Raw genomic sequence first — 23,749 nt, forward strand, 5'->3', positions numbered from 1 at the left:
CAGAACACTTTATTTATCTTGAGAAGGTAAGCCCCAATTAAAATAACTATGCGTTAGGAGTTCATCCATGAAACAAGTTGTAAGAATTCTGCTTATCGTGATTGGTAGTGTATCCCTTGCTCTCGGCGTGCTAGGAATTGTACTTCCCCTACTCCCGACCACACCTTTTCTGCTTTTGACAGCCGCATGTTACGTGCGAAGCTCCGATCGTCTGTATAACTGGCTGATGACGAATAAGTGGTTTGGATCGTATATCCGAAATTATAAAGCAGGACGAGGCATTCCTATTAAAGCAAAGATTTCAGTACTTATCATGATTTGGTTTTCTTTCTTGTTTTCTGCTTTTTATATTGCATCAAGCCCCTGGCTGAAGGCAGGCTTCATCTTTGGCGGGTGCTTTTTCACAGTAGTTATCTTTATGACAAAAACCCTTAAACCTGAAGATGATGAGGACTGAATCTTTCAGTTCACCGTTTAGGTGTTTTTACTTCTTCAGCTTGAACGGCGTCTGGTCCAGCAGACATCAGACACCGATCTGCTTTACTTCCGATATATTCATAAACCTAGAAATGTTAAAGGTTAGTTTTAAGCATTCGTTTGAAGCGTTTCTTTCATTTTTGTCCAGGCTATAATGCCGGATATAAAAGGGAGTACAGCGACAAGACCTATCGCCCAATTGATATTGATCATGTCAGCAATAAATCCTGCAATTAATGCACCAAATGCGTATCCACTATCTCGCCAAAACCGATAAACACCCATAGATGTAGCGCGCCATTCTGGATGGGCCACATCACTTATGGAAGCGAGAATAGTTGGATAAACCATGGCTGTTCCTATTCCTAGTAATGCTGCTCCTATGATCCATAACGGGTAGGTGTCAACGATTAGTATGAACCATAAGGAGAAAGCCTGAACAAACATCCCGGATACGATCAATTTTTTTCTGCCTACTTTATCGCTCCATATCCCGGTCAATAGCTGAAACAATCCCCAGGCTGCCGGGTAAATAGCAACCACAGTACCAATCTGTCCTACACTTAGCCCGCCAGCAGCGAGAAATATAGGGAAGAGACCCCATGCCATTCCATCTTTTAAGTTCGTCGTTAGTCCGGCTAAGCTGTTGCTTGATAAGTTAGGATTTTTCCATGTGGTACGCTTGAAGACTTCCCACGTTGAAACCGGATCCCTCTCTTTCTTTTGTTGCTTTGCCTGGGTTTTAAGATGCTGATCGGTATTCTGTACAATAAGCGATAAGATAAAGCCGATAAGAACGAGTACAATTCCAATATAAAAAGGTTCAGGACTTAAGGAATAAGTGGAGGCTACATAACCAGATACTGCTGCCATGATAGCGACGCCTATATACCCCGCAAATTCATTGAATCCAACAGCTAATCCTCTTTGAGTTGATTTAGCAAGGTCTACTTTCATGTTAACCGTCATCGACCAAGTGAGAGCCTGGTTAACACCTAAAAAGATGTTGGCGACAATGACTACCCACCAGGCATGAGCGAAAATGACCATGATCGGGACCAATAACCCGATCCCCCAGCCAATAAGAAGAACTTGTTTTCTCCCCATTCGATCGGCTAAATCTCCTGCAAAAAAATTCACAATCGCTTTTGAAAACCCAAAGCTTACGATAAAAGATAGGGCGGCACTCATGGATGCTAAGCCGAAACGTTCTTCTCCTAAAATAGGCAGGATGGTTCTTTCCAAACCTACCATTGACCCGACAAATAAATTAATAACCACTAATAAAACAAATTGAGCAATATTTTCCTTTACACCTACTTGGGTCTGAGTCGTTTGATTATTCATAATTAATCACCTCGTAAAAATAACCTGATTCAGAAATCAGGTTATTTCTTCTGCTATTTCCCTTGATTTGTTTTGCGCATTTCTTTAAAGTTTTCTGGTTGAGGAGGGACGTTTTGTGTAAATACTGACGAAATAGCATAGGATCTCCTCCTTGATTTTTTAGTGGGTCAGATTTTCTTTATACTGATTCCATTCATGAACACCTGCTTCCAATCGTGCAGCCTCAAAGCCTTCCGATTTTAAAAGCTCAACGGCTTCGGTGGCATAGACACAGTATGGACCACGGCAATAAGCAATCACTTTCTTATCTTTCGGAAGGTTACGGATATAATCATTTAATTCATTCATGGGTATGGAAATGGCTCCAACTATGTGTACACTCATATACTCCGCTTTTGGCCGGACATCAATTAAAACGTGGCTCTCATCTTCTTTGCTATTCACCCATTCTTCTAGTTCAATCGTTTCTAATTCATTCCCTCTTACAATAAAGTCTTCGCGGAGAAGGTTAATATCAGCTATTTGCTCTTCTGCAACGGATTTTATGGAGAATAGAAGGTCCATTACTTTTGGATTGGCAAGCTGATAAATAACATGATTTTTTTCCCTCTTATACTCAACTAAACGAGCTTCCAGCAGTGTCTGTAAATGTTTAGAAGTGTTTGCCGTCGACATTCTCGTTTCCTTAGATAGAGTTTCAACAGACTTAGGGGATTGGGAAAGTAAATCAAGCAATTCTAATCGCTTCGGACTAGACAATACTTTCCCTATACGTGTGAATTCATTATAAATTTTATCTTTGAACGATCTTGGATCCATGTAAACCGCCGCCTTTATTTCAACTATTTAACTGAATAGTTGAATAGTATCACAAAAAATTATGTTTAATAAAGAATTATACTCTGGTTTGTTTTTGAAAAACTGGTTTTGGATAGGGAGGTTGTATCAGTCTAACGTTCGATAAAATTATTTTAATACTGTACTCTTGTGCGGTGTGCTTTATCACTAGAGTTAGCCATCTTATTAATCTCCTGAATAATGGATATAATTTGCTGCTTTTCCATGAGACAGCGGTTGTAAGTTTTGGTGTTCAATTGTACAAAAACATCGGTCTTCCATTTCTCCTCTCTGAAAATAGTTTCAGGTCATACAGGTAATGTTATGTATGTTAGACGGTAAAATTTGTAAAGTGTAATCTATATTACTGCTTCAATCCAAGAGATTGCAGGACGAGTTTGCACCTGATACAGTAATTTTGTACCAACCGGTTGGTTTCTAGTTCGAGAAACTACTACATTATTTTTGAGAGGAGAATTGAATATGGCTAAAATGAATGAAAAAATAACAGCTGTATCTAAAGGAATGAATACAGAAGGTGAATCTCATGGTCACAAGGTCGTCATTGACGAACCAGCCAATATGGGCGGAACAGACGAAGGAGCTAATCCATTAGCCACATTGCTTGTATCCTTAGTTGGTTGTGAAAATGCAATCGCCAACTTTGTTGCGAAAGAAATGGAATTCGACCTTCAAGGGATCGATTTTGAAGTAGATGGGGAGCTAGATCCTCGCGGCATGATGGGCGAGGAGGGTGTGCGTCCATATTTTCAAAAGATCATAGTCAATGCGACAGTGCACACAAGTGAAACCGAAGAACGTTTGAATGAGCTGCAAGAAAAAGTAGACCAGCGTTGCCCCGTGTATACGACAATGGTAGCTGCCGATGTTGAGATGATCCCTAACTGGGTTAAAGCATAACTGATTGATTGATCGATTCCCCCTTGAGTAAATTCAAGGGGGGTTCTTTTTTGATAGATGGTCCTTTACGGTATGTAAGGATTCTTACAGATATATTCTCATAAAACCTCTACAATAGAAGAAAATAAGGCAAGAGAATGTGAGAGGAAGATGGTTATGGAAAAGTATGGCGTGATCGTCATTGGTGGAGGTTCCGGTGGTTTGACCGTTGCATCAGGAGCTGCTTCATTAGGTGCTAAAACAGCTTTGATCGAAAAAGAACCACATTTAGGTGGAGACTGTTTGCATGTAGGGTGTGTACCTTCAAAGGCGTTTATTGAAGCGGCGAATGAGGTTCATACCTCTCGTCAAGGGGATAGATTTGGACTGGAAGTGTCGGGAAAAGCCGACATGAAGCAGGTAAACCGCCGCGTAAGAAAGTCCATCGATCATATACAAGAACATGATAGTATAGAAAGGTTTGAGGACTTAGGTGTCCGTGTTCTCATTGGTAAAGCTCAATTTGAAAACCCTCATACGATTGTTGTCGGGAACCATCGTATAAGAGGAGATAAGATTGTGATATCAACCGGTTCGCGTAGTAATGTCGCTCCTATTTCTGGATTGGAAGAGGCAGGTTATATTACAAATGAGACCGTTTTTGATTTAGAATGGCTGCCCTCACGTCTGGCTTTCATTGGCGGAGGCCCTATAGGATTGGAATTAGCACAAGCATTTTCGAGGTTAGGAACACAAGTGACCGTGCTTGAAGGGGGACCTGCCATTTTGAGCAAAGAAGATGGCGACATACAACAAGCGGCAGCTGAGATTCTTAAGCAAGAATTGAACATCGTCACGAATGCTAAAGTAGATCGTGTAAGTAAGAGCTCTGAAACGAAAAAAGTTCATTATGAAGTGAACGGTCTAAAAGAAACTTTAGATGTAGACGAAATTTTCGTCGCCACAGGCAGAAAGCCAAATACGGAGGGGCTAGGGCTGGACTCTGCTGGAGTAATAATGAATAACCGTGGATTTATTCAGGTAGACGGCACGTTAAGAACCTCCCAGTCTCACATTTTTGCGATTGGTGATGTGAATGGAGCATTTCCTTTCACTCACGTGGCTGGACAAGAAGGAAAACTGGTCGTACAAAATGCGTTATTTAATTTGAAGCGGAAGATTTCCTATGATTATACGCCATGGAATACGTATACAACTCCTGAGATCTTTCATTTTGGCTTGACTCAAGAAGAAGCGGTGTCACAGGGGAGGGAAATTAAAGTTTATAAAACCTCTCTCGATGAGGTAGATCGTTTTATAGCGGAGCATAAGTCAGAAGGGTTCATTAAGATTATCACAGATAATAAAGGAAAAATTCTAGGTGCCCATGCAATTGGTAAAGGTGCTGGTGATTGGATGCAAGTCGTGATTTTAGCCGTTAAGCAAGGAGCAAAGATTGGCGATTTATCCCAAATCATCTATCCGTATCCGAACCATGCTGCTGCAATTGAACGTGTGAGTAATGAATATTGGAGAGCTAAGCTATTTTCTGGTTTCATTCCTCGCCTTACTAAGAAAGTAATCAAGTGGCTTCCTTAGGCATCAAAGCCATCTTGTTCACTATATGATTTCAAAAGGAGCTTCATTATGAATGTCCTCTATACAATGGATGGATGCTCGGTATGTGCCCGGGCCATTCATCATTTGAATAAAAGAGATATCCCATACAGAGTGATCAATATCTTCGAGGAAAATAGCGCAAAAAAAGAATTAAAGGAATTGATTGGTGAAGTTTACACCCCTGTGCTTGTTCATGACGAGGGATTATCGATTGGTCGTGACATATTGGAATTTAAAGATACAAATTCCTCAAAGTGAAAAACTCTTGCCATATATTGATATAGGACAAGTGGTATAGGGTATATAGTGATTTGTGTGGAAGCAGCGGGTGTATAGAAAAAACATGAGAAATGGGGGCTTACTGGCCCTCATTTCTCATGTTCCAAGAAGTAAGATTAACATTCAATAGAGTACAAAGTCGAGATATTGGCGGTTTCCTATACTAGGAAAGATTTAAGAATTCTTGTGTCTTATCGGCATCAATAGCTAAAAAGCGAACCTTTCTAATGTATCCTTCTTTCTTTAGTTGACTCATAACAGCACTTGTCGTTTCTCGAGTTGCCCCAATCATATTGGCCAGGTCTTGATGAGTAAGTTTCATTTCAATCGTCTGCCAATTTTGTTTCCTGCGGCCGGTTTTTTGACTGAGCATCAACAAAAGGTATAATAACCTTTGCTTTACACCACTTAAAGCGATTTTTTCACTCAGGCTGTAGAAATCTTTCAGTCGTGAAGAAAGGATATCGATCAGTTTTAGAGCGACATGGGGATTTTGTTTAATGAATTGCTCATAGTCATTGTGGCTCAGCGTACAAATGTACGTATCTGTCATAGCTTCCGCATAGGTTTGGTCATCGGTCAAACTGATGGTTGACGTTTCACCGAATATGTTTCCATCCACCAGGATGTCCAGGGTGAACTGTTTGCCCTCATCATTCATACGGTATAGGCGTACTTGTCCTTTTTTTAATAAAAATAAGGCATCAATAGGGTTGTCGGGTGAAACAATGACTGTCCCCTTTTTTACCGGGCTCATTTCGCTCATTTGATCAATACTCATCAACTCATCTTGAGACAGTTCTTCGAATAAGCTGATCTGAGATAATAATGCTAACTTATCCATGTTATTCACCTCGTTTAAAGTACATCATAGTATATTTCCTTTGCAAGAAATGTATGTAGATAGTCAGGAAATCAATCCATCACTAAGCTCACGCGTGTTTAATTTTTAAAAGAGGTCCTTATGGATAAATATAATCGCAATCATACCAATTTACAAGCTAATAAAACGAAGCACAACAAAAAAAGCCGTGGAACAATTCTTGCGAGAATAGGTGGCAGTAGTGGAACACTTCCATCACTTACCGAAAGTTATCGTGGTATACCTGAAGGTGTATTTTCGCTTACACCCAATAACAAAGAAAAGATATATAATGAAGGAACACGTCACAAGTATTAAGAAGGTGCAGGCCGTTGAACCGTGCGGGTTATACGTTAAGACTGCTGACAATCGGTATTTTAATCTCTGCCGTTATTTATTTTATTCACTTCAGGTGGGACATTACACCAAATGATATCCAACTATTTATCACTTCTTTTGGTTGGATGTCGCCATTCATTTTTATTCTTGCCTACATGATTGGCCCATTCATTATGTTTCCATCTTCTGTATTGTCTATGAGTGCTGGTTTAGCTTATGGGATGTGGCCGGGAATATTGTATATATGGATAGGGGCTGGAGGAGCTGCTACTACGGGATACATCATTGGGCGCTTTTTTGGAAAGTCCATCCTTCGTTTATACCATTATCAATGGTCTCAAAAGGCAGAAGAAAAAATCAACGAAAGAGGATTTTTGTTTGTTTTATTTTTACGACTGGTTCCCATTATAGGTTTCAGTTTGCTGAGCTATTTGTCAGGAATGATGAAGTTGCGTTTTTCCTCCTATCTTATGGCAACGATGATAGGGATTCTTCCTGGCGTTTTCACTTATGGAACTGTAGGGGCAAGCATAATTGCAGGAGACCCGATTATTGTAGGAATTGCTATTATCATGGTCGTCCTTTTAATGATGATTTCTTATCTTAATAGAAATAGAGTGAAAAAGTGGCTGGGTTTAGATTCGGATAGAGAGGAGTGAAAATAAATGTTAGATACACACGAAAGAAAATATGTACAGCCTTCCATAGATCACACTGCCCAGTGGTTTCTGAAAAAAGGTCGTACGGCTAATCAAGTGACTATACTTGCGCTTTTCATAGGTTTAGCTACAAGTGTCCTATATATAAGCGGATATCCTTTAATAGCAGTTTTTTTCTTATGGTTTTCAGGATTTTTGGATGCAGTGGATGGAACGATGGCCAGGCATACGAAAACCTCACCATTTGGAACGGTGATGGATATTACCTTCGATCGAATGGTTGAAACCGGAATCATTTTGGCTATCGCCTACGTCCACCCGGAATTGTTGTGGCCTTTGCTTTTATTAAGTACATCCATTATCGTTTCTATAACTATCTTTTTAGTCGTAGGGGCCGTCTCGGAAAAAGCAGGGATCAAGTCTTTTTATTACCAGGCGGGGGTAGCAGAACGCACGGAGGGGTTTTTGTTATTCAGTCTAATGATTCTCTTTCCTCAATACCTATTGTGGACTACATTGATTTTCTTTCTAGTTGAATCTTTTACAGGTATGCAACGTTTCATGGAAGCAAAGCGAATCTTATCTTAATAATACCCGCCAGGCAGATGACCGGCGGGTATTTCATTTTCATACGATTATTGTCGATTTTTTCATAAGATAGTCATTTGAATGCCCGGTTACTCTGTGCTCAGAGTAACCGGGCATATCTATATCTATCTTGTTTTACAGTCGTCTCTAATACATTTTCTTTTTATGCAACGGCTTCAGTTTTTACTGTACTTTTCTTTGCTAATAAATTGAAAACAACGGCAACAATGAACGAAAAGAAAAGGTGAGTAACAAGGCTCATCAGTTGATCCGGTGTGAAGGCATTGGCTAAATTCGTTCCCATTCCCATCATCATAGGCATAATTACAAGTGGACCGACAATCCAGATACCAATACCGAAAACAATAGCTAAGGCCCAAATGTTCTTAATGACAAACGTCAAGATAGCGAAGGATATACCAAAAATCACACTGATGATCATATGCATCATCCAACCCATAACGGCACTTTCACTACCCATGGTTCCGGCGAGCATGACAATCATTCCTTGCATTTGCATTATAATCCCAAACAAGATTCCTCCAATAACTCCACCTGTAATTCCATACATGACGGCTTTACTTGCAGAGTTTGTCATAGCACACACTCCCTTTTCATTTGATACTTTCATTGTATAAAATGAACGAACTAAATTCTGTAATACGCATTACTTTTACGTTCATTATTCAGAAGACAAACCGAGCCATCTTTTTACCGGTGTTCGGAAGTAATAGGTGATTCCTATCAAACATAAAAACACAGATGCAGCTATAACAATCATGATGATATCTCCTGAAGCAATACTGGAACCCAGGAAGCTATAAGCGAATGTACCGGGAATCATACCCAAAACGGTGGCGAGGATGAAAGACTTGAAACGAACCTTCGCAATCCCGCCCGCATAGCTGAGCAAGTCGAAACTGACGAGAGGGATGAGCCGTAGTACAAAAATGTATAAGAATCCTCTTTTCTCCATCTGCTTAAACAGTTTTTCTGACCAGGAGAAGTTTTCCGTTTTTAAAACCGATCGCCCGAACAAACGAGCCATGATATATCCTGTCATAGCTGCTCCCGTAGCTCCTAGAATGATGTAAAGGACGCCTGGCCAGACTCCAAAAGCAAGCCCTGCTCCGAGAGATAGAACCGATGTCGGGAAGAATACAATCGGACCTATCGTGTAAATGAAGAAAAAGATGGCAGGCCCCCACCAACCGAACGACAATATGAAATCACGGATATCTGAAGGGCGGATCTCTAAATGAAAATGAGTGATATAAGATACAGTACCGAATGCTAAAAGAATAAAAGTGATTTTCAGCCAGCGAGAGGGTGATGACATAAGTGCTCATTCCTTTCTACAAGTCATTAGATGTTATTTCAATAAAAGAAGAAGGTGTTACTTGAGAAAATAGTCTAGCCTATAACTTCTCTCCTATTTAACTTTTTTACCATTATAGTGTTTGTTAGCTAAGCCCTATTTCCTTCTATAAATAATTCCGGCAAGAGCAACTAAAATCAGTAGGATGGATATGAATTGAGCTGTCCTGATTTCCGCGAAAAGATAAAGGCTGTCAGTTCGCAAGCCTTCTATAAAATGGCGACCAACGGAATACCAGATCACATAGCTCATGAACACCTATCCACGCTTTGGCTTGCCTTTGTATCTTATAAGTAACAGGAATAGAAAACCGAGGATGTTCCATAGAGATTCGTATAAGAAAGTAGGATGGTAGAGCGTGCCATCTATGAACATCTGCTGGTTAATGAAGTCTGGCAAAAAACGCATATAGTTTTGAGATACCGGTCCGCCGTGAGCCTCCTGGTTCATGAAATTCCCCTAACGACCAATTGCTTGTCCTAAGATGATACTCGGGGCGGCAATGTCTGCAATCATCCAGAAGGATAATCTCTTGTGCCTGCAATAGAAATAAGCTGTCAAGAAGGCGCCGATCAAAGCTCCATGAATGGCTATACCTCCTTCCCATATCGCAAACACTTCCCAGAAAGGACCATTTATATATCGTTCCCAATCAAAAAAGACATATTAAAATCGAGCACTTATTATGGAGATGGGAATCGCATAAACGACGATATCGACAATATAGTCTTTTTAAATTCCAAGCCTTTCTGATTCTTTCATAGCAAGAAAGAGTCCTAAAAATGCTCCTGCTGCAATAATGACACCATACCAGTAAACCGGCATATTAGGTGTTTTACTAGGACACCTTATACTCTAAAGAATTTTCTCTTAAGATTATGTGAGCTGCCTTACAGAAAGAGCAATGTTCACAAAACGTTCACTTCGCTGAGCGATTAAACAAGACAATGGAATTTTAAAACGCTGAATCTCCTTTAAGAATAAAAATTCAACCCAAAAAAACCTTCCTTAGAGTAATCAACTTAAGAAAGGTGAGATTTTAAGCCAGAATCTAACTAAATAACTCGACATTAAGCCGTTTTTAAATAATGGATATGTTAAAGGTGGTTGTTGATATTGATAAGTGAGTTATTCAACAATACGGCAGGATAGTGGAAGACTTGGTTTCATTTAGGTATGACACACTACATGGTTAGAGGTCGTTTATATCTACCACTAGCCATATTCTGTGTAAAAATATTCATGATTAAACTTTCTTACTCGTTTCGTAGATTCTAATGTCTTATCAAAGACGTTTCCGTGCTACTTATCATCGTAAAGAGCTCCGGGAAATCGCGAGACTCCTGTGGGAAGAGAGTGCTAGGTGAGACCCCGGAGAGCGAAGCTCGAAGAGGCTCACTGCGCTCCCACGGAAAGGGAGTGATTTCCCGGAGCTCTTACCTCTGTTAAACATAACGGAAACCGTCCAAACATCTCGAAACTGAGCCTTCCACTAAAGAAAGCATATATGAATATCAACACGGGACTTTAACAAATCCTAAATAATAGTAAAGGTAAGCGCTTCCTAATCAGAAATCTATTGTAATTAATTTAAATATAATATACTCTATTATAGTTAGTTATAAAATATATGATTGCATAATCAATGAAACACGTTCAATTATAATAGAGTGTTTTATGTAATTTACAATCTACACAAATAGGTCGAGTAACATTGAATTCACTTTTGGAGATATTATTTTAAGGCGAATGTACAGTGAATCAAGATATCATTTGTTGTTATGTAAATGTGCTGTGAACAGGAATTGAAGAATAAAGTGAAGAGGATAAGTATCCATCATGGAGGTTAGTACATGTTAAAAAAAATGAAAAAGAACGATCCTGCCTTTAAGAAAAAATTAATTTTTGCCGCAGTAATTGCCCTGTTTTGGCTGAAGATGACAATTATTCAAGGTGGAGTCTTCACCCTGGAATTAGAAAACGTGAACCAAGCAGCGATTTTAGCTTTTAATCCCTTGAGCAGTATATTTCTTATTTTCGGATTAGGAATCTTATTGGCTGGTCGCAGAGGTTTATTAGCTGCTTATATTCTCGGATCGGTCCTATTGTACGTAAATGTATTATTTTATCGAGAATATAATGACTTCATTACAATTCCGATGTTAGGGCAAGTAGCGAACCTTGCTGGTCTCGGAGGAAGTATTACGAACATTCTATCAGCCACAGATATTTTCTTGTTCGTAGACGTTGTAGTTGCGATTTTTCTATTATTCTATTTAAAACCAGTTCGTTTTCAAAGTTTTATGCCTAAGCGCAAAGAGGGGCTCATGTTAGCAATGGTAGCTATTCTGTTATTCCTCGTAAATTTAGCCTGGGCACAAACTGAGCGTACGGAGTTGTTAACACGTGCTTTTGATCGAAATTTGCTGGTGAAAAATATTGGGGTTATCGATTATCATATTTACGATGCTGTTTTGCAGGGCCAAACTGAAGCGAAGAAAACCTTTGCGGATAGTAACGAATTAGTTCCTGCTTTAAACTATTTAAATGAAAAGGAAGTTGACCCAAACGGACAAATGACAGGCGTAGCTGAAGGCAAAAATGTTATTATTTTGTCGCTGGAAAGCACCCAGACATTTGTCGTAGATAATGAACTGAATGGGGAAGAGCTTACCCCTTATTTCAACGACCTGAAAGAAGAAGGAGCTTACTTTAATAACTTCTATCATCAGGTGAAGCAGGGGAGGACGGCAGATTCAGAGTTTCTGTTAGATAACTCATTGTATGGTCTGAACCGCGGGGCAGCCTTTTTTACTCATTCAGGCAATGAATATGAAGCCACTCCTGAATTGTTAGGAGAGAATGGATACACGTCTTCTAACATGCATGCTAATGATAAGACATTCTGGAACCGAAATGTCATGTATGATTCTCTAGGTTACGATGAATATTACTCTAAAGAAGATTATGATGTAACTGAGGAGAAATCTTATGGATGGGGATATTTAGATGAATACTTTTTCAGTGACTCTTTAGATAAAATGGAAGAAATGGATCAGCCGTTTTACAATAAGATGATTACACTGACGAATCACCACCCATTTACGCTTCCTGAGGACAAGAAGTATATTGAAGAAGGTGATACGTCAAGCGGTACTTTGAACCGTTTCTTCCAGACGATACGCTACCAGGATGAGGCGTTGAAAGAGTTTGTAGAAGAATTTAAAGGATCAGATCTTTATGACGATACCGTTCTTGTCATCTATGGGGACCACTTCGGTATTTCCGAAAATCACCAAAAGGCTATGGGAGAGTATTTGGACAAAGATATTAATGAATATGAACAGTTTCAACTGCAGCGTGTCCCTCTTCTCATGATTGGCGAAGGTATTGAACCAGAGAAATATGATACGGTTGGAGGTCAGATTGACCTGCGCCCTACCCTTACCAATATGCTGGGGGTAGAAGATGATAATCCGGTTCAATTCGGTCAGGATTTATTCAGTGAAGATCGTCGGGAAATGATGATTACACGTGATGGCAATTTTGCAAGTGATGAGCATGTAGGTGTAAATGAAAGCTGCTATGACCGGGAAACTGGTGAAGAGGTAGAAGGCAATGCCTGTGAATCTGGGTTTGAGCAAGCTGAAGAAGAATTAGGTTTGTCGGATTCAATCGTGTATGGAGACCTTCTCCGTTATCTTGATGAAACCGAAATGATTGAAGAAGAATAACTCTTTAACTTGATTAGGCAAGCATTCGATAAGAGTGCTTGCCTATTTATATAGTGGAAGTCCAATAATGCTTTCTTGAAAAAGTCTATGATTTCATCTATTGAATGATCACTTTCATCATAATGAGTATAAAGGTGAATTTTAGTAAAAGGGTAATATAAAATATAATACGATTAATCGATAGAATTTCAAGTCGGCATGTCGTTCACATTTGCTAGCCAAGTCAACTTTTGAAATTAGCGTGCTGAGTGATTTGAGAAATGAAGAATGAAAACTCCTATACATATTGTACGAAAGAAGAAAAAGAGGAAGTGGTAAAAATGCTTAAACACAGTAAGTCACAAGCGCCTATATCACCGCCGTTTTATTATGGATGGGTGGTTGTAGCCATAGCAGGGTTAAGTATGTTCTTTTCAGGACCAGGGCAAACCTATTTTATCTCGATTTTCATTGAACATTACCTCCGAGATTTTGAATACTCTAGATCAATGGTTTCCGGCTTATACTCTACGGCTACTTTGTGTGCCGGGTTAGCTCTATTTCTCGTAGGGAAACTGGTAGATATTTGGGGGCAGCGAGTTATGATGACGCTCGCCGGATTCCTATTAGCTCTCGCCTGCCTTTGGAATTCACTACTAACAGGTCCCGTGATGATGTTTGTTGGTTTCTTTATGCTTCGTTTATTCGGTCAAGGCTCCATGACACTGATTCCAAACACCCTGGTGCCTCAGTGGTTTATTCAAAAAAGAGGGAGAGCTTTGAGCGTAATGGCCATTGGAGGCTTTGCAAGCTCAGCTTTAATGCCAGTTTTGAATACGTGGATCATTGATTCGATAGGCTGGAGAATGACGTGGACGATGTGGGGGATCCTTCTTTTAGTTGGTTTTGCGCCGCTTGCTTATTTTTTGGTTCGTAACCAGCCGAAAGATATTGGGGAAGTTCCCGATGGGAAAGAAAAAGAACAAAAGAATCAAACAGAGAAGAAAAAAGTAACTTTAGAAGTGAACGAAATAAGCTGGACACTAAAAGAAGCGATGAGAACGAGAGCGTTCTGGCTCATTTTGTTCACTGTAAGTGTTCCTGCTTTAGTGAATACAGGAGTAACCTTTCACCTGGTGTCTATCATCCAGGGAAAAGGTATGACGGAATCCGTCGCTGCATTAGTATTAACGCTGATGGCTGTCATTGGATTCCCCGTTACCTTTCTAGTCGGTTATTTAGTCGACCGGATTTCTGTCCATTACGTATTAGCCCTTACATTTTGCGCCCATATTATCGCTCTCTTATTTCTTCTGCAGGTGAATTCCTGGATGGGTGCTGTCATCTACGGGGTGATATGGGGAGTTGCTAATGGGTTTGAACGTATCACGTTAACCATTGTATGGCCCAACTATTTTGGGAGGGAGCATTTAGGAAGTATCAAAGGATTAGCACAAACCGTTATGGTTCTTGGTTCAGCGTTTGGCCCTCTTCCGTTCGGAATATTCTTTGATTGGTTTGGCGGCTATCAGGAGATTTTATGGCTGATGATTCTCCTGCCTGTACTTGCTTTGGTTTTCTCGCTTCTATCTCCAAAACCTTCATATAAAAACTAAAAAAACGAGCTCATCTATTCTATAGATGAGCTCGTTTTGACTTGTCTTAGAAGACCGCAATATAATGAAGCCCGTAACGAGGTGGTGTGAATTAATTAGGTTCTTTTATAACTAGTTATAATACAGTATAAATGAAGAGTGTGCCGACAACCCGGCACACTCTTTATATTATTTGATAATAACTACGGGGGACTTCACATATTTCACAAGTTTATGACTGACACTTCCAAGAACTAGTGTTTGAAGTTTGTTTCTTCCTCTGCTGCCAATTACAACACAATCATAGTTGCCATTATTCGCGTACTCGATCAGCGTTTCTGATGGTTCTCCGTGAAGGATCGATATATTCGCTTTGACTCCTTGACCTTCGATGTGCTGAATCGTATCCAAGAACTTTTCTTTCCGTTTAGCTGTGGCTGTATGGGAATCTCCGTACTTTAGGACATCCTTTTTTGATTTTTCTCCATCTACAGCATAAACAAGTTCGATATGGCCTTGATCTTTATAAGGTGAAATCATTTTTAATGTTTGATCGATTGCTCGGTTTGAATGTTCAGAACCATCTGTAGCAAGTAAAATATTTTTAAACATGACATTGTCTCCTTTGGATTTAATTAGTGCCCTGCACTCTTAGAAACACCGCCGAGACGGTTTAATAAACGGGAACTTTCTCCATTTAAGCCTTTGAAGTGAACTGTAACTCCATTTTGTTCAAATTTAGTTTCTAAGTTATCAAGAGCTCCGATAGCCGAATCGTCCCATAAATGGGATTCAGTTAGATCAATGGTTACTTCATCGATATCATCTTTAAAGTCGATAGAGTCAAGGAAATCTGTAACCGATGCGAAGAAGAGCTGTCCTTGAATATAATAAATTTTCTTACGCCCTTCATGGACATATAAAGGAAGTACTCGTACTTTTGAAATTTTAACAGCGAAGAAAATCATGCTTAGTACAACGCCTGCTAACACTCCATAGGCTAAGTTGTGAGTGATGACAACTGTGAGTACAGTCACAACCATAACGGATGCATCGGTTTTAGGAACGCGATGTAGATTTCTGACCGAACTCCAATCGAATGTACCAATAGAAACCATAATCATAACACCTGCCAGCGCAGCCATAGGAATTTGGACGACGACGCCTCCAAGGACAATGATAAGGAACATTAGAACAATACCTGAAACAAGTGAAGATAACCTTCCGTTACCGCCGGATTTCACGTTGATTACCGATTGACCAATCATGGCACAGCCTGCCATTCCGCCAAAGCAGCCGGCTACGATGTTTGAAATCCCTTGTCCGCGGCTTTCTTTGTTTTTATCACTATCTGTGTCTGTCATATCATCCACGATAGAAGCTGTTAGTAACGATTCTAATTGACCAACAATAGTCAATGCTAATGCATAAGGCATGATAATCATTAGCGTTTCTAGATTTAATGGGATATTAGGAAGAGCAAAGAACGGTAATGATTGAGTGAGTGCTCCCATATCTCCTACATTTCTAACACCAAAATTCATTGAAATAGCGATAGCTGATACTACAACAATCGCTACCAGCGTAGATGGCACCGCCCTTGTAACAAGCGGGAATAAATAAATGATAGCTAAAGTTAAACCAACAAGAGCATACATAATCCAGGTCTCATCAACAAAATGCTGAAATTGAGAGGTGAAGATTAAGATAGCCAGTGAGTTAACGAATCCCACCATCACAGATCTTGGGATAAACTTCATAAAACGAGCTAATTTAAAAACTCCAAATAAAATTTGCAGTATACCGGTAAGAATAGTAGTAGCCAAGAGATACTCTATTCCGTGGTCAGCTACAAGCGTAATCATAAGCAGTGCCATAGCTCCAGTAGCTCCAGAAATCATACCAGGTCTTCCACCGACAAATGCAATGACTACAGCGATACAAAAAGATGCATAAAGTCCGACCATGGGATCGACTCCTGCGATAATGGAGAAGGCGATCGCTTCAGGAATAAGTGCTAAAGCAACGACTATCCCAGCCAGAACGTCTCCTCTCACATTGCCAAACCATTGTTCTTTAATTTTTGAAATTGACATAGTTACCCTCTTTCTATTTTATTTAAGACGGCTGACTCTCACAGCAGTCAGGTTCGTAGATTCATTGTTTCTTTAATTCTTCAATACATTCATGGAGGTCTGCTGTCTTTACTCTCCAGTGACTACCGATTTTAAAGGCTGGCAGTTTTCTCTCTTGTGCTAGTTTATAGACAGTCATTTCATTCATCTGCAGATACTCAGCCACTTGAGAAATCGTCATCACTTCTTTATCCATGATTACCCCTCCATAAATATGATTGCTATTCATATAAATGAATAGCTTTTTATTATAAATTTTTATATTTATTTTATAACTGACTATAATAGAGTATAAGATAATGAATCTTATTGCAACGGGGTTTTTGATAGTAAGCGCTTACCTTTACAATAAAACGCTTTCTTTTACAAATGAAAGGGTGGAAAAAGGGATTTGCACGTTTTATATAATTAAATGATCCTCTGATAGATCGAGAAAGCTTGCAATAAAATTAAAGGAGATCATTTCTTATGTTTTCATCACATAGGAGTTTCACCATGTCTTTCCGCCCTCTGCCTAATAAGTATCTCGACACCGCTTCAAGAAAAAGCAAACATTTGTGCTAGTATGCTGCTTCTCATAATAAGCTCCCATGGTGAAAAGATTGGTTTAGAGCACTATATTCTCACCGCACAGGCATCTAGAAGACGCTACTTCTTGGTAAAGGGGGCGTTTCTGCTTACTCCCAACCACCCCTGACTATCAATACGGAATCGAACCCCGGATATCTCGAAAATAAGTCTTCCACACTCCTGCCTTATTATTTAATAACTTTTATGAAAATCAACAATAGCGTTCCTTATAGTTAAATAGTAAAAATGTGGTAAAATAATTCATGTATCCTATTATTTCTTAATGGTTCTTAATGGTCTACCGTCGAGGTTCATAGTTTAGTACATTAGAAAAGGTTGATGAAAAAGTGACAATGCATGTGAAAGAAGCTTCAATTTTCGACCACACGGGAAACAAGATTATGACCGAAGACCGTGAAATAGCGATTATCGCCAAAATGGAAGATCCTAAAATCGCTATTCTGGGAAACGTAGTGAGTGAGGCGGAATGTGAGGAGATCATTCGTCTTTCCAAAGATCGTATGAACCGTTCGAAAATCGACTCGACACATGAAGTGAGCGACATTCGGACAAGCAGCAGTACTTTTCTTCCAGAGGACGATGTCACGACCAGGATTGAGAAACGGCTTGCGCATATCATGAACGTACCCGTAGAACATGGAGAAGGACTTCACATATTGAATTATAAACAAGGCCAGGAGTATAAAGCGCATTACGACTACTTCAGATCAAAGGCAAGAGCAACGAACAACCCAAGAATTAGTACGCTCGTCTTATACTTGAATGATGTGGAAGAGGGAGGGGAAACGTATTTTCCACAAATGAATCTTTCTGTTTCCCCTCAACCAGGTATGGCGGTCTATTTTGAATATTTCTATTCGGATCCTGTACTCAATGAACGGACGCTTCACGGGGGATCACCTGTCACAGCGGGAGAGAAGTGGGCAGCTACAATGTGGGTACGGAGAAAACAGTATATCAAGTGATTAGCTAGTAATTGATTTAGCAGTATAGAGGAACAAAGTTATGGTAATGTAATTGGACTTGCAGTTCAATGAACATCGTTCCAAATTTCTAATAAAAGAGGTCGATCCATTCGTTTGGATTGATCTCTTTTTTTATTGGTTCTGTAAAACCTTCATTTTAATATTCATATAAACTTCCTTATTTACAAAGACCCAGCTTAGAGATGATTCTCTTCCTTAGAATGAACCTTCTAGTTAGATGATAAAGTCTGGAATGCTTCTGAACGAAAGTGATCAAAAAATTAATTAGATCTCCTATGAAACAACCCCAGACAACCTGAAAATAGTTATCCTGGGGTTTTATCAATCATTTATGTCTAAATCATCTGAAGCCACTGTTTCATATAATGTCCTCTTCCCATATAAAAATGGTAAACTACCATTAGGAAATCATAGGAGGAACGTACAATGATGAGAAAGCTTTACTACGCAGAACCTTATACGATGGAGTTCGACTCCAGGATTATAAAAACAGACCAGGATGAGCGCGGTCTTTATACAGTTTTAGAAGAAACGGCTTTTTATCCTGCCGGGGGCGGCCAGCCTCATGATAAAGGAACATTAAATGGCGTCGAAGTGGCAGATGTAGAAGAAGTAGAGGATGAGGTGCGTCATTACATAAAAAAAGAATTTCCTGAAGGTACTGAAGAAGTGCACGGAATTATTGATAGAGAGCGACGGATTGACCATATGCAGCAGCATTGTGGACAACATATCATTTCGGCCGTTTTCGACGATCAGTTCCAAATTCCAACGACAAGCTTTCATTTAGGAAAAGATACGGTGACGATAGATTTGGATACGGAACAAATCTCCGACGAACTTTTGCATGAAGCTGAGGAGCAGGTGAATCAAGTTATATATGACAATTTTCCTGTAGAAACAAAGTGGTTGCCTGCGGAAGAGGCGAAAGCGTATTCCCTTCGTAAACCACTTGCCGTCGAAGGTGACGTCCGTCTTGTCATCATTCCGGATATTGATTACAACGGATGCGGAGGGACCCACCCCAGGTCTACTGGCGAAGTCATGGCAGCCAAGTTTTTAGGATGGACAAAAAATAAGAAGCAGGTACGTCTGGAGTTTGTCTGCGGTTATCGTGTTCTGTCTAAGCTTGGTCAGAAGCATCGGGTATTAACTGAAATGAAGCAGATTGTTCCAAGGCCGGAACAGCAGCTTGTTCAGGAAGTCAGCGAGATGGTCCAATCAAGCAAGGAGAAAGATAAGAAGATTGCCGAGCTTGAAGAACAATTACTCCAGCATGAAGCGCGTACTATTATTTCTGAGGCACAGGGAGATCAAGTGATTCAACGAGTTTTTCATGACCGGCCGATCAAAGCTCTCCAGTCTCTAGGAAAAGCGATCACCGAACAAGTGTCTGATATTTATCTTATCCTTGTCAGTGAGCAGGAGGAGCAATTGCAATTCGTGCTGGCTCGTGGTGACGAGATCGATCGAAACATGAATGAAATCGCGAAACAAACATTGCCTCTTATTGAAGGAAAGGGAGGGGGGAAACCGGATTTTGTCCAAGGAGGCGGAAAAAAGATAATAGACGGTGCTGCTTTCGCTAATCGAGTGAAAGATCTATTATAATGATAGAGTGATATGTTTCCCCTTTTCGATATTCGGAAAGGGACAGGTGCTGAAAGGATAGCTAAGCGAATTTACTAATTCCTGTTAAGAACGATTAAATATATACTGGAAGCTTCTATAGTAAGCTTCCTTCTCCTGATTTCCACCCCCATTTAATCCCTTGCTTTGCATTTCATCTCATAGTAATGTTGTGGTTCGTTGAAAGGAGTGGATTGACCATGACGAAAGTGGTCATCTTAGCCGAAAAACCATCTCAGGCCAAAGCTTATGCAGAGGCTTTTAAGATACAGGAAAAAACGAAAACTTATATACAATTAAAGCCAGATGACACCTTTCCAAATGGAGCAACGATCACCTGGGGCGTTGGCCATCTGGTGGAGTTAAAAGAACCTCATGACTATAAACCAGAGTGGAAGAGGTGGAAGCTTGATCAGCTCCCGATTGTTCCTGACCGTTTCCTTGAAAAAGTCTCCAAAGGAAAATGGGAGCAGTTTCAAGCGGTCAAGAAGCTGTTCCAGCAAGCGGATGTTCTCGTAAATGCGGCCGATGTCGATCGTGAAGGCTCGAATATTTTTTACAGTATCCTCCGTTTAACAGGCGTGAAGGGAAAACCGATCCAACGGTTGTGGATCAACTCACTCGAGAAGGATGAAGTTCGTAAAGGGTTTAATAATTTACAAAGCAACGACAAGGACTTACGCTTATTTGATGAAGCGAAAGCCCGTCAAATCAGTGATTGGATGGTGGGGATCAATGCGAGCCGCCTGTTCACACTGCTCCTGCAGAAAAAAGGGTACTCCAATCATTTATCGATTGGGCGTGTCCAGTCTCCTACGGTTTACTTGATCTATCAACGGCACAAAGAAATTGAAAACTTTGTATCAGAGCCTTTTTATCAAATTGAGGGCTTGTTTCAATCTGAAAAAGGCTCCTACAAAGGTCTGGCAAAGATTAAGGAAAAGGATAAGGCGAAGGTGCAGAGGCTTATGGATGAGCATGGTCTGAAGGAAAATGAAGCGGCACAAGGGATTGTTAAAAGCTTAGACAAAAAGACAAAGCATAAGAAATCACCGAAACTGCATTCGCTGTCCACCTTGCAAAGTGTGGCGAACAGGCGTTGGAAATATACACCGTCGCAAGTACTGAAGACCATGCAGAAACTCTATGAAAAACGTCTGGTCTCGTATCCGAGAACAGACTGTAATTTTATAACCGAAAACGAATTTGCTTATTTAGTGAAAAACCTGAATTCTTACCAGGAAACATTAAACGTCTCTTTCAAAGCTGCGTCCTTAAGGCCGAATAAGCGGTATGTGGACAGTAGTAAAGTTCAAGAACACTATGCCATCATTCCGACCAAAACAGTCCCCACCCAGAAGAAGCTGAGCGGACTAAGCCGCGAGGAACGTAATATTTACAATGAAGTTATGGCTACGACACTTGCCATGTTCCATACGGACTACGTGTACGAAGAAACGGTGATCTTTACAAATGTTCGCGATTTACCATTTAAATCTACGGGCAGAAGAGAAGTGAAAAGAGGCTGGAAAGAGCTGTTTCCAAAGCCCTCTAAATCCAATCAAGAAAAAGAGCCCGACCTTCCGGATGTCCATAAAGGGGAAGAGGTAGGCGCGCGTCTTCAAATTAAAGAAAGCATGACGCAGCCGCCGAAGCCTTATACTGAAGGACAACTGATCAACATGATGAAAACGTGCGGAAAGCTAATGGAAAATGAAGAAGATGTGGAGATTTTAAAGGAAGTCGAAGGGCTTGGAACAGAAGCCACCCGCTCCAGTATCATTGAAACGATTAAAACTCAGAAATATATTGAAGTGAAGAAAAACAACGTGTACGTCACCGAAAAAGGGGTAATGCTTTGCGAAGCGATCGAAGGAACCCTTTTATCCAGCCCTTCCATGACCGCCAAATGGGAGTCTTATTTGAAGAAAATAGGAAATGGTGAAGCGTCCAAGCAGATGTTCATCAAGCAGACCAGCCAGTTTATTGAAAAGCTGATTCAAGAAACTCCTGAAACGATTCAGCAGGTGAACATCCGCAGCACCGGAGAGAAAAAGAAATGGAATGAACCGATCGCCAAATGCCCTGCCTGTTCTACGGGTTCGATTATGGATCGCTACAAATTTTACGCATGCTCTGCTTATAAAGAAGGGTGCAAAGTGACCTTTCCGAAAAGGCTGGCAGGCAAAACATTAACGCCGAATATGATCAAAACGCTGTGCGAGAAGAAGCGTACGAAGGTTTTGAAGGGATTTAAAGGAAAGAAACCGTTCAGTACAGCTTTAACACTGGATGAAGATTATAAAATTAAGTTTGATTTTAAAGAAAAAGCTTGAATAATTCTGAGTTCTGTCAGTATTAAAGTGCTGATGAGAAGGGAGTATAAATAAGAGCAATAATTTATGGAATCTTTAAATCACCAGCCTCTAGTTACTACAGGGTGGGTGAGTATTGTCATTAAATCAAGGGAGACGATTATGAAAAATAATAAAAATTGGCCCAGGTTATTATTTGTGTTTTCTTTGATTATATTAATGACTTTGGCCGGCTGTAACCAAGCTTTCAACAATAACAGCGACACAGAAAATAGTGCAGATGAAAGCAAAGATGAAGAAAAAAATAATCAGAATGAAGAGCTTGTTGATGAGAACAATGAGGAAGATGGAGAAATGGAAGAATCTCCACCTGATGCTGTCACAGATTCGATTAAAGAAACGATGACTTCCATGTCCATAGAAGAAAAGATTGGGCAAATGCTTATGTTTGGATTTGAAGGTACCCAAGTTAATGACGAAACTAGAAAATTAATAGAAGACAATCATATCGGCGGGCTTATTTTATTTAAGAATAACATTACCAGCTCGAAGCAATTAGTTGAATTGAACAATCAAATAAAAGATATTAACGAGGAACATCATGATATTCCCATCTTTACTTCAGTTGATGAAGAAGGTGGTTTAGTATCTAGAATGCCTCCTGAAATTATAAACTTACCGGACAGTAAAGAGATTGGTGATTCTCAAGATGTGCAGCTTGCCTATCAAGTTGGAGAAGCGATCGGAGAAAGAGTAAGCTCTTTTGGATTCAATATGACGATGGCCCCTGTTTTGGATATCAATAGCAATCCATCCAACCCGGTAATTGGAAAGAGGGCTTTTGGGAATAACAAGGAAATGGTTTCGAAGATGGGAATCGAAGAAATGAAAGGTATACAATCCAAAAGCATCATACCTGTAGTAAAGCATTTCCCAGGCCATGGTGATACAGATGTTGATTCTCATCTTGGTTTACCGGTTGTGCACCATGGTTTGGAAAGACTTCGCCAAATGGAATTGGTGCCATTTCAAAATGCGGTTAATCAAAAGGCAGATATGACGATGGTTGCGCATATCATGTTGCCTGAAATAGACAGTGAATATCCATCTTCTTTATCAAAAAATGTGATTACCAACATATTAAGAGAAGAATTGAAGTTTAATGGCGTTGTAGTAACCGATGATATGACGATGGGAGCTATTACTGAAAACTATGATATAGGTGAAGCTTCCGTAAGAGCGGTTCTTGCAGGAAATGACATTGTTTTAGTCTGCCACGGCAATGAAAACAAGAAGAGCGCTGTAAGCAGTTTAACAAAAGCAGTTAAAAATGGAACGATAAGTGAAGAAAGAATAGATGAAAGCGTGGAAAGAATTTTACACTTAAAAGAAAAATATAACCTCTCGGATCGTACACTGGATACAGTCGATATAAATGAAATTAATCAATCATCTGAAGAGATAGTAGATGCCCTTCGATGAAAAAACTATACTAACTC

21 protein-coding genes and 1 pseudogene are annotated in these 23,749 nt (G+C 40.0%); 13 read left to right on the forward strand and 9 right to left on the reverse strand.

Annotated features, from left to right (window positions below; translation table 11 throughout):
• Positions 1 to 67 precede the first annotated feature (67 nt).
• Positions 68 to 457 carry a YbaN family protein gene (locus O2Q26_RS05065; RefSeq protein ID WP_289214853.1) on the forward strand — a complete coding sequence of 130 codons (390 nt, stop codon included), beginning with the start codon at positions 68 to 70 and terminating at the stop codon, positions 455 to 457.
• Positions 458 to 585: 128 nt separating this feature from the next.
• Here O2Q26_RS05065 and O2Q26_RS05070 read toward each other — a convergent pair whose 3' ends face one another.
• Both O2Q26_RS05070 and O2Q26_RS05075 read right to left on the reverse strand, forming a co-directional pair.
• On the reverse strand, positions 586 to 1,824 hold the full coding sequence (locus tag O2Q26_RS05070) for an MFS transporter (protein ID WP_289214854.1): 1,239 nt from the start codon (positions 1,822 to 1,824) through the stop codon (positions 586 to 588).
• Positions 1,825 to 1,983: 159 nt separating this feature from the next.
• Positions 1,984 to 2,643, reverse strand: a complete 660-nt coding sequence (locus tag O2Q26_RS05075) for an ArsR/SmtB family transcription factor (protein WP_289214855.1) — start codon at positions 2,641 to 2,643, stop codon at positions 1,984 to 1,986.
• 501 nt (positions 2,644 to 3,144) lie between these two features.
• On the opposite strand from O2Q26_RS05075, the gene O2Q26_RS05080 reads away from it, so the two are divergent.
• The 3 genes from O2Q26_RS05080 (at position 3,145) to O2Q26_RS05090 (ending at position 5,439) form a co-directional block, all read left to right on the forward strand.
• Positions 3,145 to 3,582 (forward strand): OsmC family protein, encoded by a 438-nt coding sequence (locus O2Q26_RS05080; RefSeq protein WP_289214856.1) that lies wholly within the window; start codon positions 3,145 to 3,147, stop codon positions 3,580 to 3,582.
• A 156-nt stretch (positions 3,583 to 3,738) separates the two neighbouring features.
• Positions 3,739 to 5,160, forward strand: a complete 1,422-nt coding sequence (locus O2Q26_RS05085) for a dihydrolipoyl dehydrogenase family protein (protein WP_289214857.1) — start codon at positions 3,739 to 3,741, stop codon at positions 5,158 to 5,160.
• A 48-nt stretch (positions 5,161 to 5,208) separates the two neighbouring features.
• Positions 5,209 to 5,439, forward strand: a complete 231-nt coding sequence (locus O2Q26_RS05090; protein ID WP_289214858.1) for a glutaredoxin family protein — start codon at positions 5,209 to 5,211, stop codon at positions 5,437 to 5,439.
• 184 nt (positions 5,440 to 5,623) lie between these two features.
• Here O2Q26_RS05090 and O2Q26_RS05095 read toward each other — a convergent pair whose 3' ends face one another.
• Positions 5,624 to 6,304, reverse strand: a complete 681-nt coding sequence (locus O2Q26_RS05095) for a Crp/Fnr family transcriptional regulator (RefSeq protein WP_289214859.1) — start codon at positions 6,302 to 6,304, stop codon at positions 5,624 to 5,626.
• Positions 6,305 to 6,424: 120 nt separating this feature from the next.
• Here O2Q26_RS05095 and O2Q26_RS05100 point away from each other — a divergent pair, with 120 nt between their 5' ends.
• The 3 genes from O2Q26_RS05100 to O2Q26_RS05110 are packed head-to-tail and all read left to right on the forward strand — an operon-like array spanning position 6,425 to position 7,908.
• A complete protein-coding gene (locus O2Q26_RS05100) occupies positions 6,425 to 6,640 on the forward strand; it encodes a hypothetical protein (protein WP_289214860.1) in 216 nt (71 codons plus the stop codon).
• A 14-nt stretch (positions 6,641 to 6,654) separates the two neighbouring features.
• Complete coding sequence (locus tag O2Q26_RS05105; RefSeq protein ID WP_289214861.1) at positions 6,655 to 7,320, forward strand: TVP38/TMEM64 family protein; 666 nt, start codon at positions 6,655 to 6,657, stop codon at positions 7,318 to 7,320.
• 6 nt (positions 7,321 to 7,326) lie between these two features.
• Entirely contained in the window at positions 7,327 to 7,908 is a 582-nt protein-coding gene (locus O2Q26_RS05110; protein ID WP_289214862.1) for a CDP-alcohol phosphatidyltransferase family protein, read from the forward strand.
• A gap of 163 nt (positions 7,909 to 8,071) precedes the next feature.
• Here the strand turns inward: O2Q26_RS05110 and O2Q26_RS05115 are convergent, their stop codons facing one another.
• From O2Q26_RS05115 to lgt, 3 genes and pseudogenes are all read right to left on the reverse strand, one after another.
• A complete protein-coding gene (locus tag O2Q26_RS05115; RefSeq protein ID WP_289214863.1) occupies positions 8,072 to 8,506 on the reverse strand; it encodes a hypothetical protein in 435 nt (144 codons plus the stop codon).
• Between the two features lie 84 nt (positions 8,507 to 8,590).
• Positions 8,591 to 9,247, reverse strand: a complete 657-nt coding sequence (locus O2Q26_RS05120) for a TVP38/TMEM64 family protein (RefSeq protein WP_289214864.1) — start codon at positions 9,245 to 9,247, stop codon at positions 8,591 to 8,593.
• 135 nt (positions 9,248 to 9,382) lie between these two features.
• Positions 9,383 to 10,111: pseudogene (gene lgt / locus O2Q26_RS05125) on the reverse strand (prolipoprotein diacylglyceryl transferase).
• A 1,028-nt stretch (positions 10,112 to 11,139) separates the two neighbouring features.
• Here lgt and O2Q26_RS05130 point away from each other — a divergent pair.
• Both O2Q26_RS05130 and O2Q26_RS05135 read left to right on the forward strand, forming a co-directional pair.
• Positions 11,140 to 13,020: an LTA synthase family protein gene (locus tag O2Q26_RS05130; protein WP_289214865.1), complete on the forward strand. Its 1,881-nt coding sequence runs from the start codon at positions 11,140 to 11,142 to the stop codon at positions 13,018 to 13,020.
• Between the two features lie 260 nt (positions 13,021 to 13,280).
• A complete protein-coding gene (locus O2Q26_RS05135; protein WP_352232212.1) occupies positions 13,281 to 14,615 on the forward strand; it encodes an MFS transporter in 1,335 nt (444 codons plus the stop codon).
• Between the two features lie 168 nt (positions 14,616 to 14,783).
• Here the strand turns inward: O2Q26_RS05135 and O2Q26_RS05140 are convergent, their stop codons facing one another.
• The 3 genes from O2Q26_RS05140 to O2Q26_RS05150 all read right to left on the reverse strand — a co-directional run bounded on the left by O2Q26_RS05140 (position 14,784) and on the right by O2Q26_RS05150 (position 16,925).
• Positions 14,784 to 15,206, reverse strand: coding sequence for a universal stress protein (locus O2Q26_RS05140; RefSeq protein ID WP_289214866.1), 423 nt, complete (start codon positions 15,204 to 15,206; stop codon positions 14,784 to 14,786).
• A 23-nt stretch (positions 15,207 to 15,229) separates the two neighbouring features.
• Positions 15,230 to 16,690, reverse strand: a complete 1,461-nt coding sequence (locus O2Q26_RS05145; protein WP_289214867.1) for a SulP family inorganic anion transporter — start codon at positions 16,688 to 16,690, stop codon at positions 15,230 to 15,232.
• 61 nt (positions 16,691 to 16,751) lie between these two features.
• Complete coding sequence (locus tag O2Q26_RS05150; protein ID WP_289214868.1) at positions 16,752 to 16,925, reverse strand: helix-turn-helix domain-containing protein; 174 nt, start codon at positions 16,923 to 16,925, stop codon at positions 16,752 to 16,754.
• 727 nt (positions 16,926 to 17,652) lie between these two features.
• On the opposite strand from O2Q26_RS05150, the gene O2Q26_RS05155 reads away from it, so the two are divergent.
• The 4 genes from O2Q26_RS05155 (at position 17,653) to nagZ (ending at position 23,732) form a co-directional block, all read left to right on the forward strand.
• Positions 17,653 to 18,285, forward strand: a complete 633-nt coding sequence (locus O2Q26_RS05155) for a 2OG-Fe(II) oxygenase (RefSeq protein ID WP_289215314.1) — start codon at positions 17,653 to 17,655, stop codon at positions 18,283 to 18,285.
• A 447-nt stretch (positions 18,286 to 18,732) separates the two neighbouring features.
• Positions 18,733 to 19,917 carry an alanyl-tRNA editing protein gene (locus tag O2Q26_RS05160; protein ID WP_289214869.1) on the forward strand — a complete coding sequence of 395 codons (1,185 nt, stop codon included), beginning with the start codon at positions 18,733 to 18,735 and terminating at the stop codon, positions 19,915 to 19,917.
• 218 nt (positions 19,918 to 20,135) lie between these two features.
• Entirely contained in the window at positions 20,136 to 22,271 is a 2,136-nt protein-coding gene (locus tag O2Q26_RS05165; protein ID WP_289214870.1) for a type IA DNA topoisomerase, read from the forward strand.
• Positions 22,272 to 22,661: 390 nt separating this feature from the next.
• On the forward strand, positions 22,662 to 23,732 hold the full coding sequence (gene nagZ, locus O2Q26_RS05170) for a beta-N-acetylhexosaminidase (protein ID WP_390216807.1): 1,071 nt from the start codon (positions 22,662 to 22,664) through the stop codon (positions 23,730 to 23,732).
• Positions 23,733 to 23,749: the final 17 nt, after the last annotated feature.

The organism is Halobacillus campisalis (assembly GCF_030345335.1).
Lineage (GTDB): Bacteria > Bacillota > Bacilli > Bacillales > Halobacillaceae > Halobacillus_A > Halobacillus_A campisalis.

Coding starts and splice junctions, on each gene's coding strand:
- O2Q26_RS05090 (WP_289214858.1), top strand. CDS start 5,209: ATGAATGTCCTCTATACAATGGATGGATGCTCGGTATGTGCCCGGGCC.
- O2Q26_RS05065 (WP_289214853.1), top strand. CDS start 68: ATGAAACAAGTTGTAAGAATTCTGCTTATCGTGATTGGTAGTGTATCC.
- O2Q26_RS05130 (WP_289214865.1), top strand. CDS start 11,140: ATGTTAAAAAAAATGAAAAAGAACGATCCTGCCTTTAAGAAAAAATTA.
- O2Q26_RS05110 (WP_289214862.1), top strand. CDS start 7,327: ATGTTAGATACACACGAAAGAAAATATGTACAGCCTTCCATAGATCAC.
- O2Q26_RS05080 (WP_289214856.1), top strand. CDS start 3,145: ATGGCTAAAATGAATGAAAAAATAACAGCTGTATCTAAAGGAATGAAT.
- O2Q26_RS05150 (WP_289214868.1), bottom strand. CDS start 16,925: ATGGATAAAGAAGTGATGACGATTTCTCAAGTGGCTGAGTATCTGCAG.
- O2Q26_RS05095 (WP_289214859.1), bottom strand. CDS start 6,304: ATGGATAAGTTAGCATTATTATCTCAGATCAGCTTATTCGAAGAACTG.
- O2Q26_RS05075 (WP_289214855.1), bottom strand. CDS start 2,643: ATGGATCCAAGATCGTTCAAAGATAAAATTTATAATGAATTCACACGT.
- O2Q26_RS05120 (WP_289214864.1), bottom strand. CDS start 9,247: ATGTCATCACCCTCTCGCTGGCTGAAAATCACTTTTATTCTTTTAGCA.
- O2Q26_RS05070 (WP_289214854.1), bottom strand. CDS start 1,824: ATGAATAATCAAACGACTCAGACCCAAGTAGGTGTAAAGGAAAATATT.
- O2Q26_RS05135 (WP_352232212.1), top strand. CDS start 13,281: ATGAAGAATGAAAACTCCTATACATATTGTACGAAAGAAGAAAAAGAG.
- O2Q26_RS05145 (WP_289214867.1), bottom strand. CDS start 16,690: ATGTCAATTTCAAAAATTAAAGAACAATGGTTTGGCAATGTGAGAGGA.
- O2Q26_RS05160 (WP_289214869.1), top strand. CDS start 18,733: ATGATGAGAAAGCTTTACTACGCAGAACCTTATACGATGGAGTTCGAC.
- O2Q26_RS05085 (WP_289214857.1), top strand. CDS start 3,739: ATGGAAAAGTATGGCGTGATCGTCATTGGTGGAGGTTCCGGTGGTTTG.
- O2Q26_RS05165 (WP_289214870.1), top strand. CDS start 20,136: ATGACGAAAGTGGTCATCTTAGCCGAAAAACCATCTCAGGCCAAAGCT.
- O2Q26_RS05155 (WP_289215314.1), top strand. CDS start 17,653: ATGCATGTGAAAGAAGCTTCAATTTTCGACCACACGGGAAACAAGATT.
- O2Q26_RS05140 (WP_289214866.1), bottom strand. CDS start 15,206: ATGTTTAAAAATATTTTACTTGCTACAGATGGTTCTGAACATTCAAAC.
- nagZ (WP_390216807.1), top strand. CDS start 22,662: ATGTCCATAGAAGAAAAGATTGGGCAAATGCTTATGTTTGGATTTGAA.
- O2Q26_RS05115 (WP_289214863.1), bottom strand. CDS start 8,506: ATGACAAACTCTGCAAGTAAAGCCGTCATGTATGGAATTACAGGTGGA.
- O2Q26_RS05100 (WP_289214860.1), top strand. CDS start 6,425: ATGGATAAATATAATCGCAATCATACCAATTTACAAGCTAATAAAACG.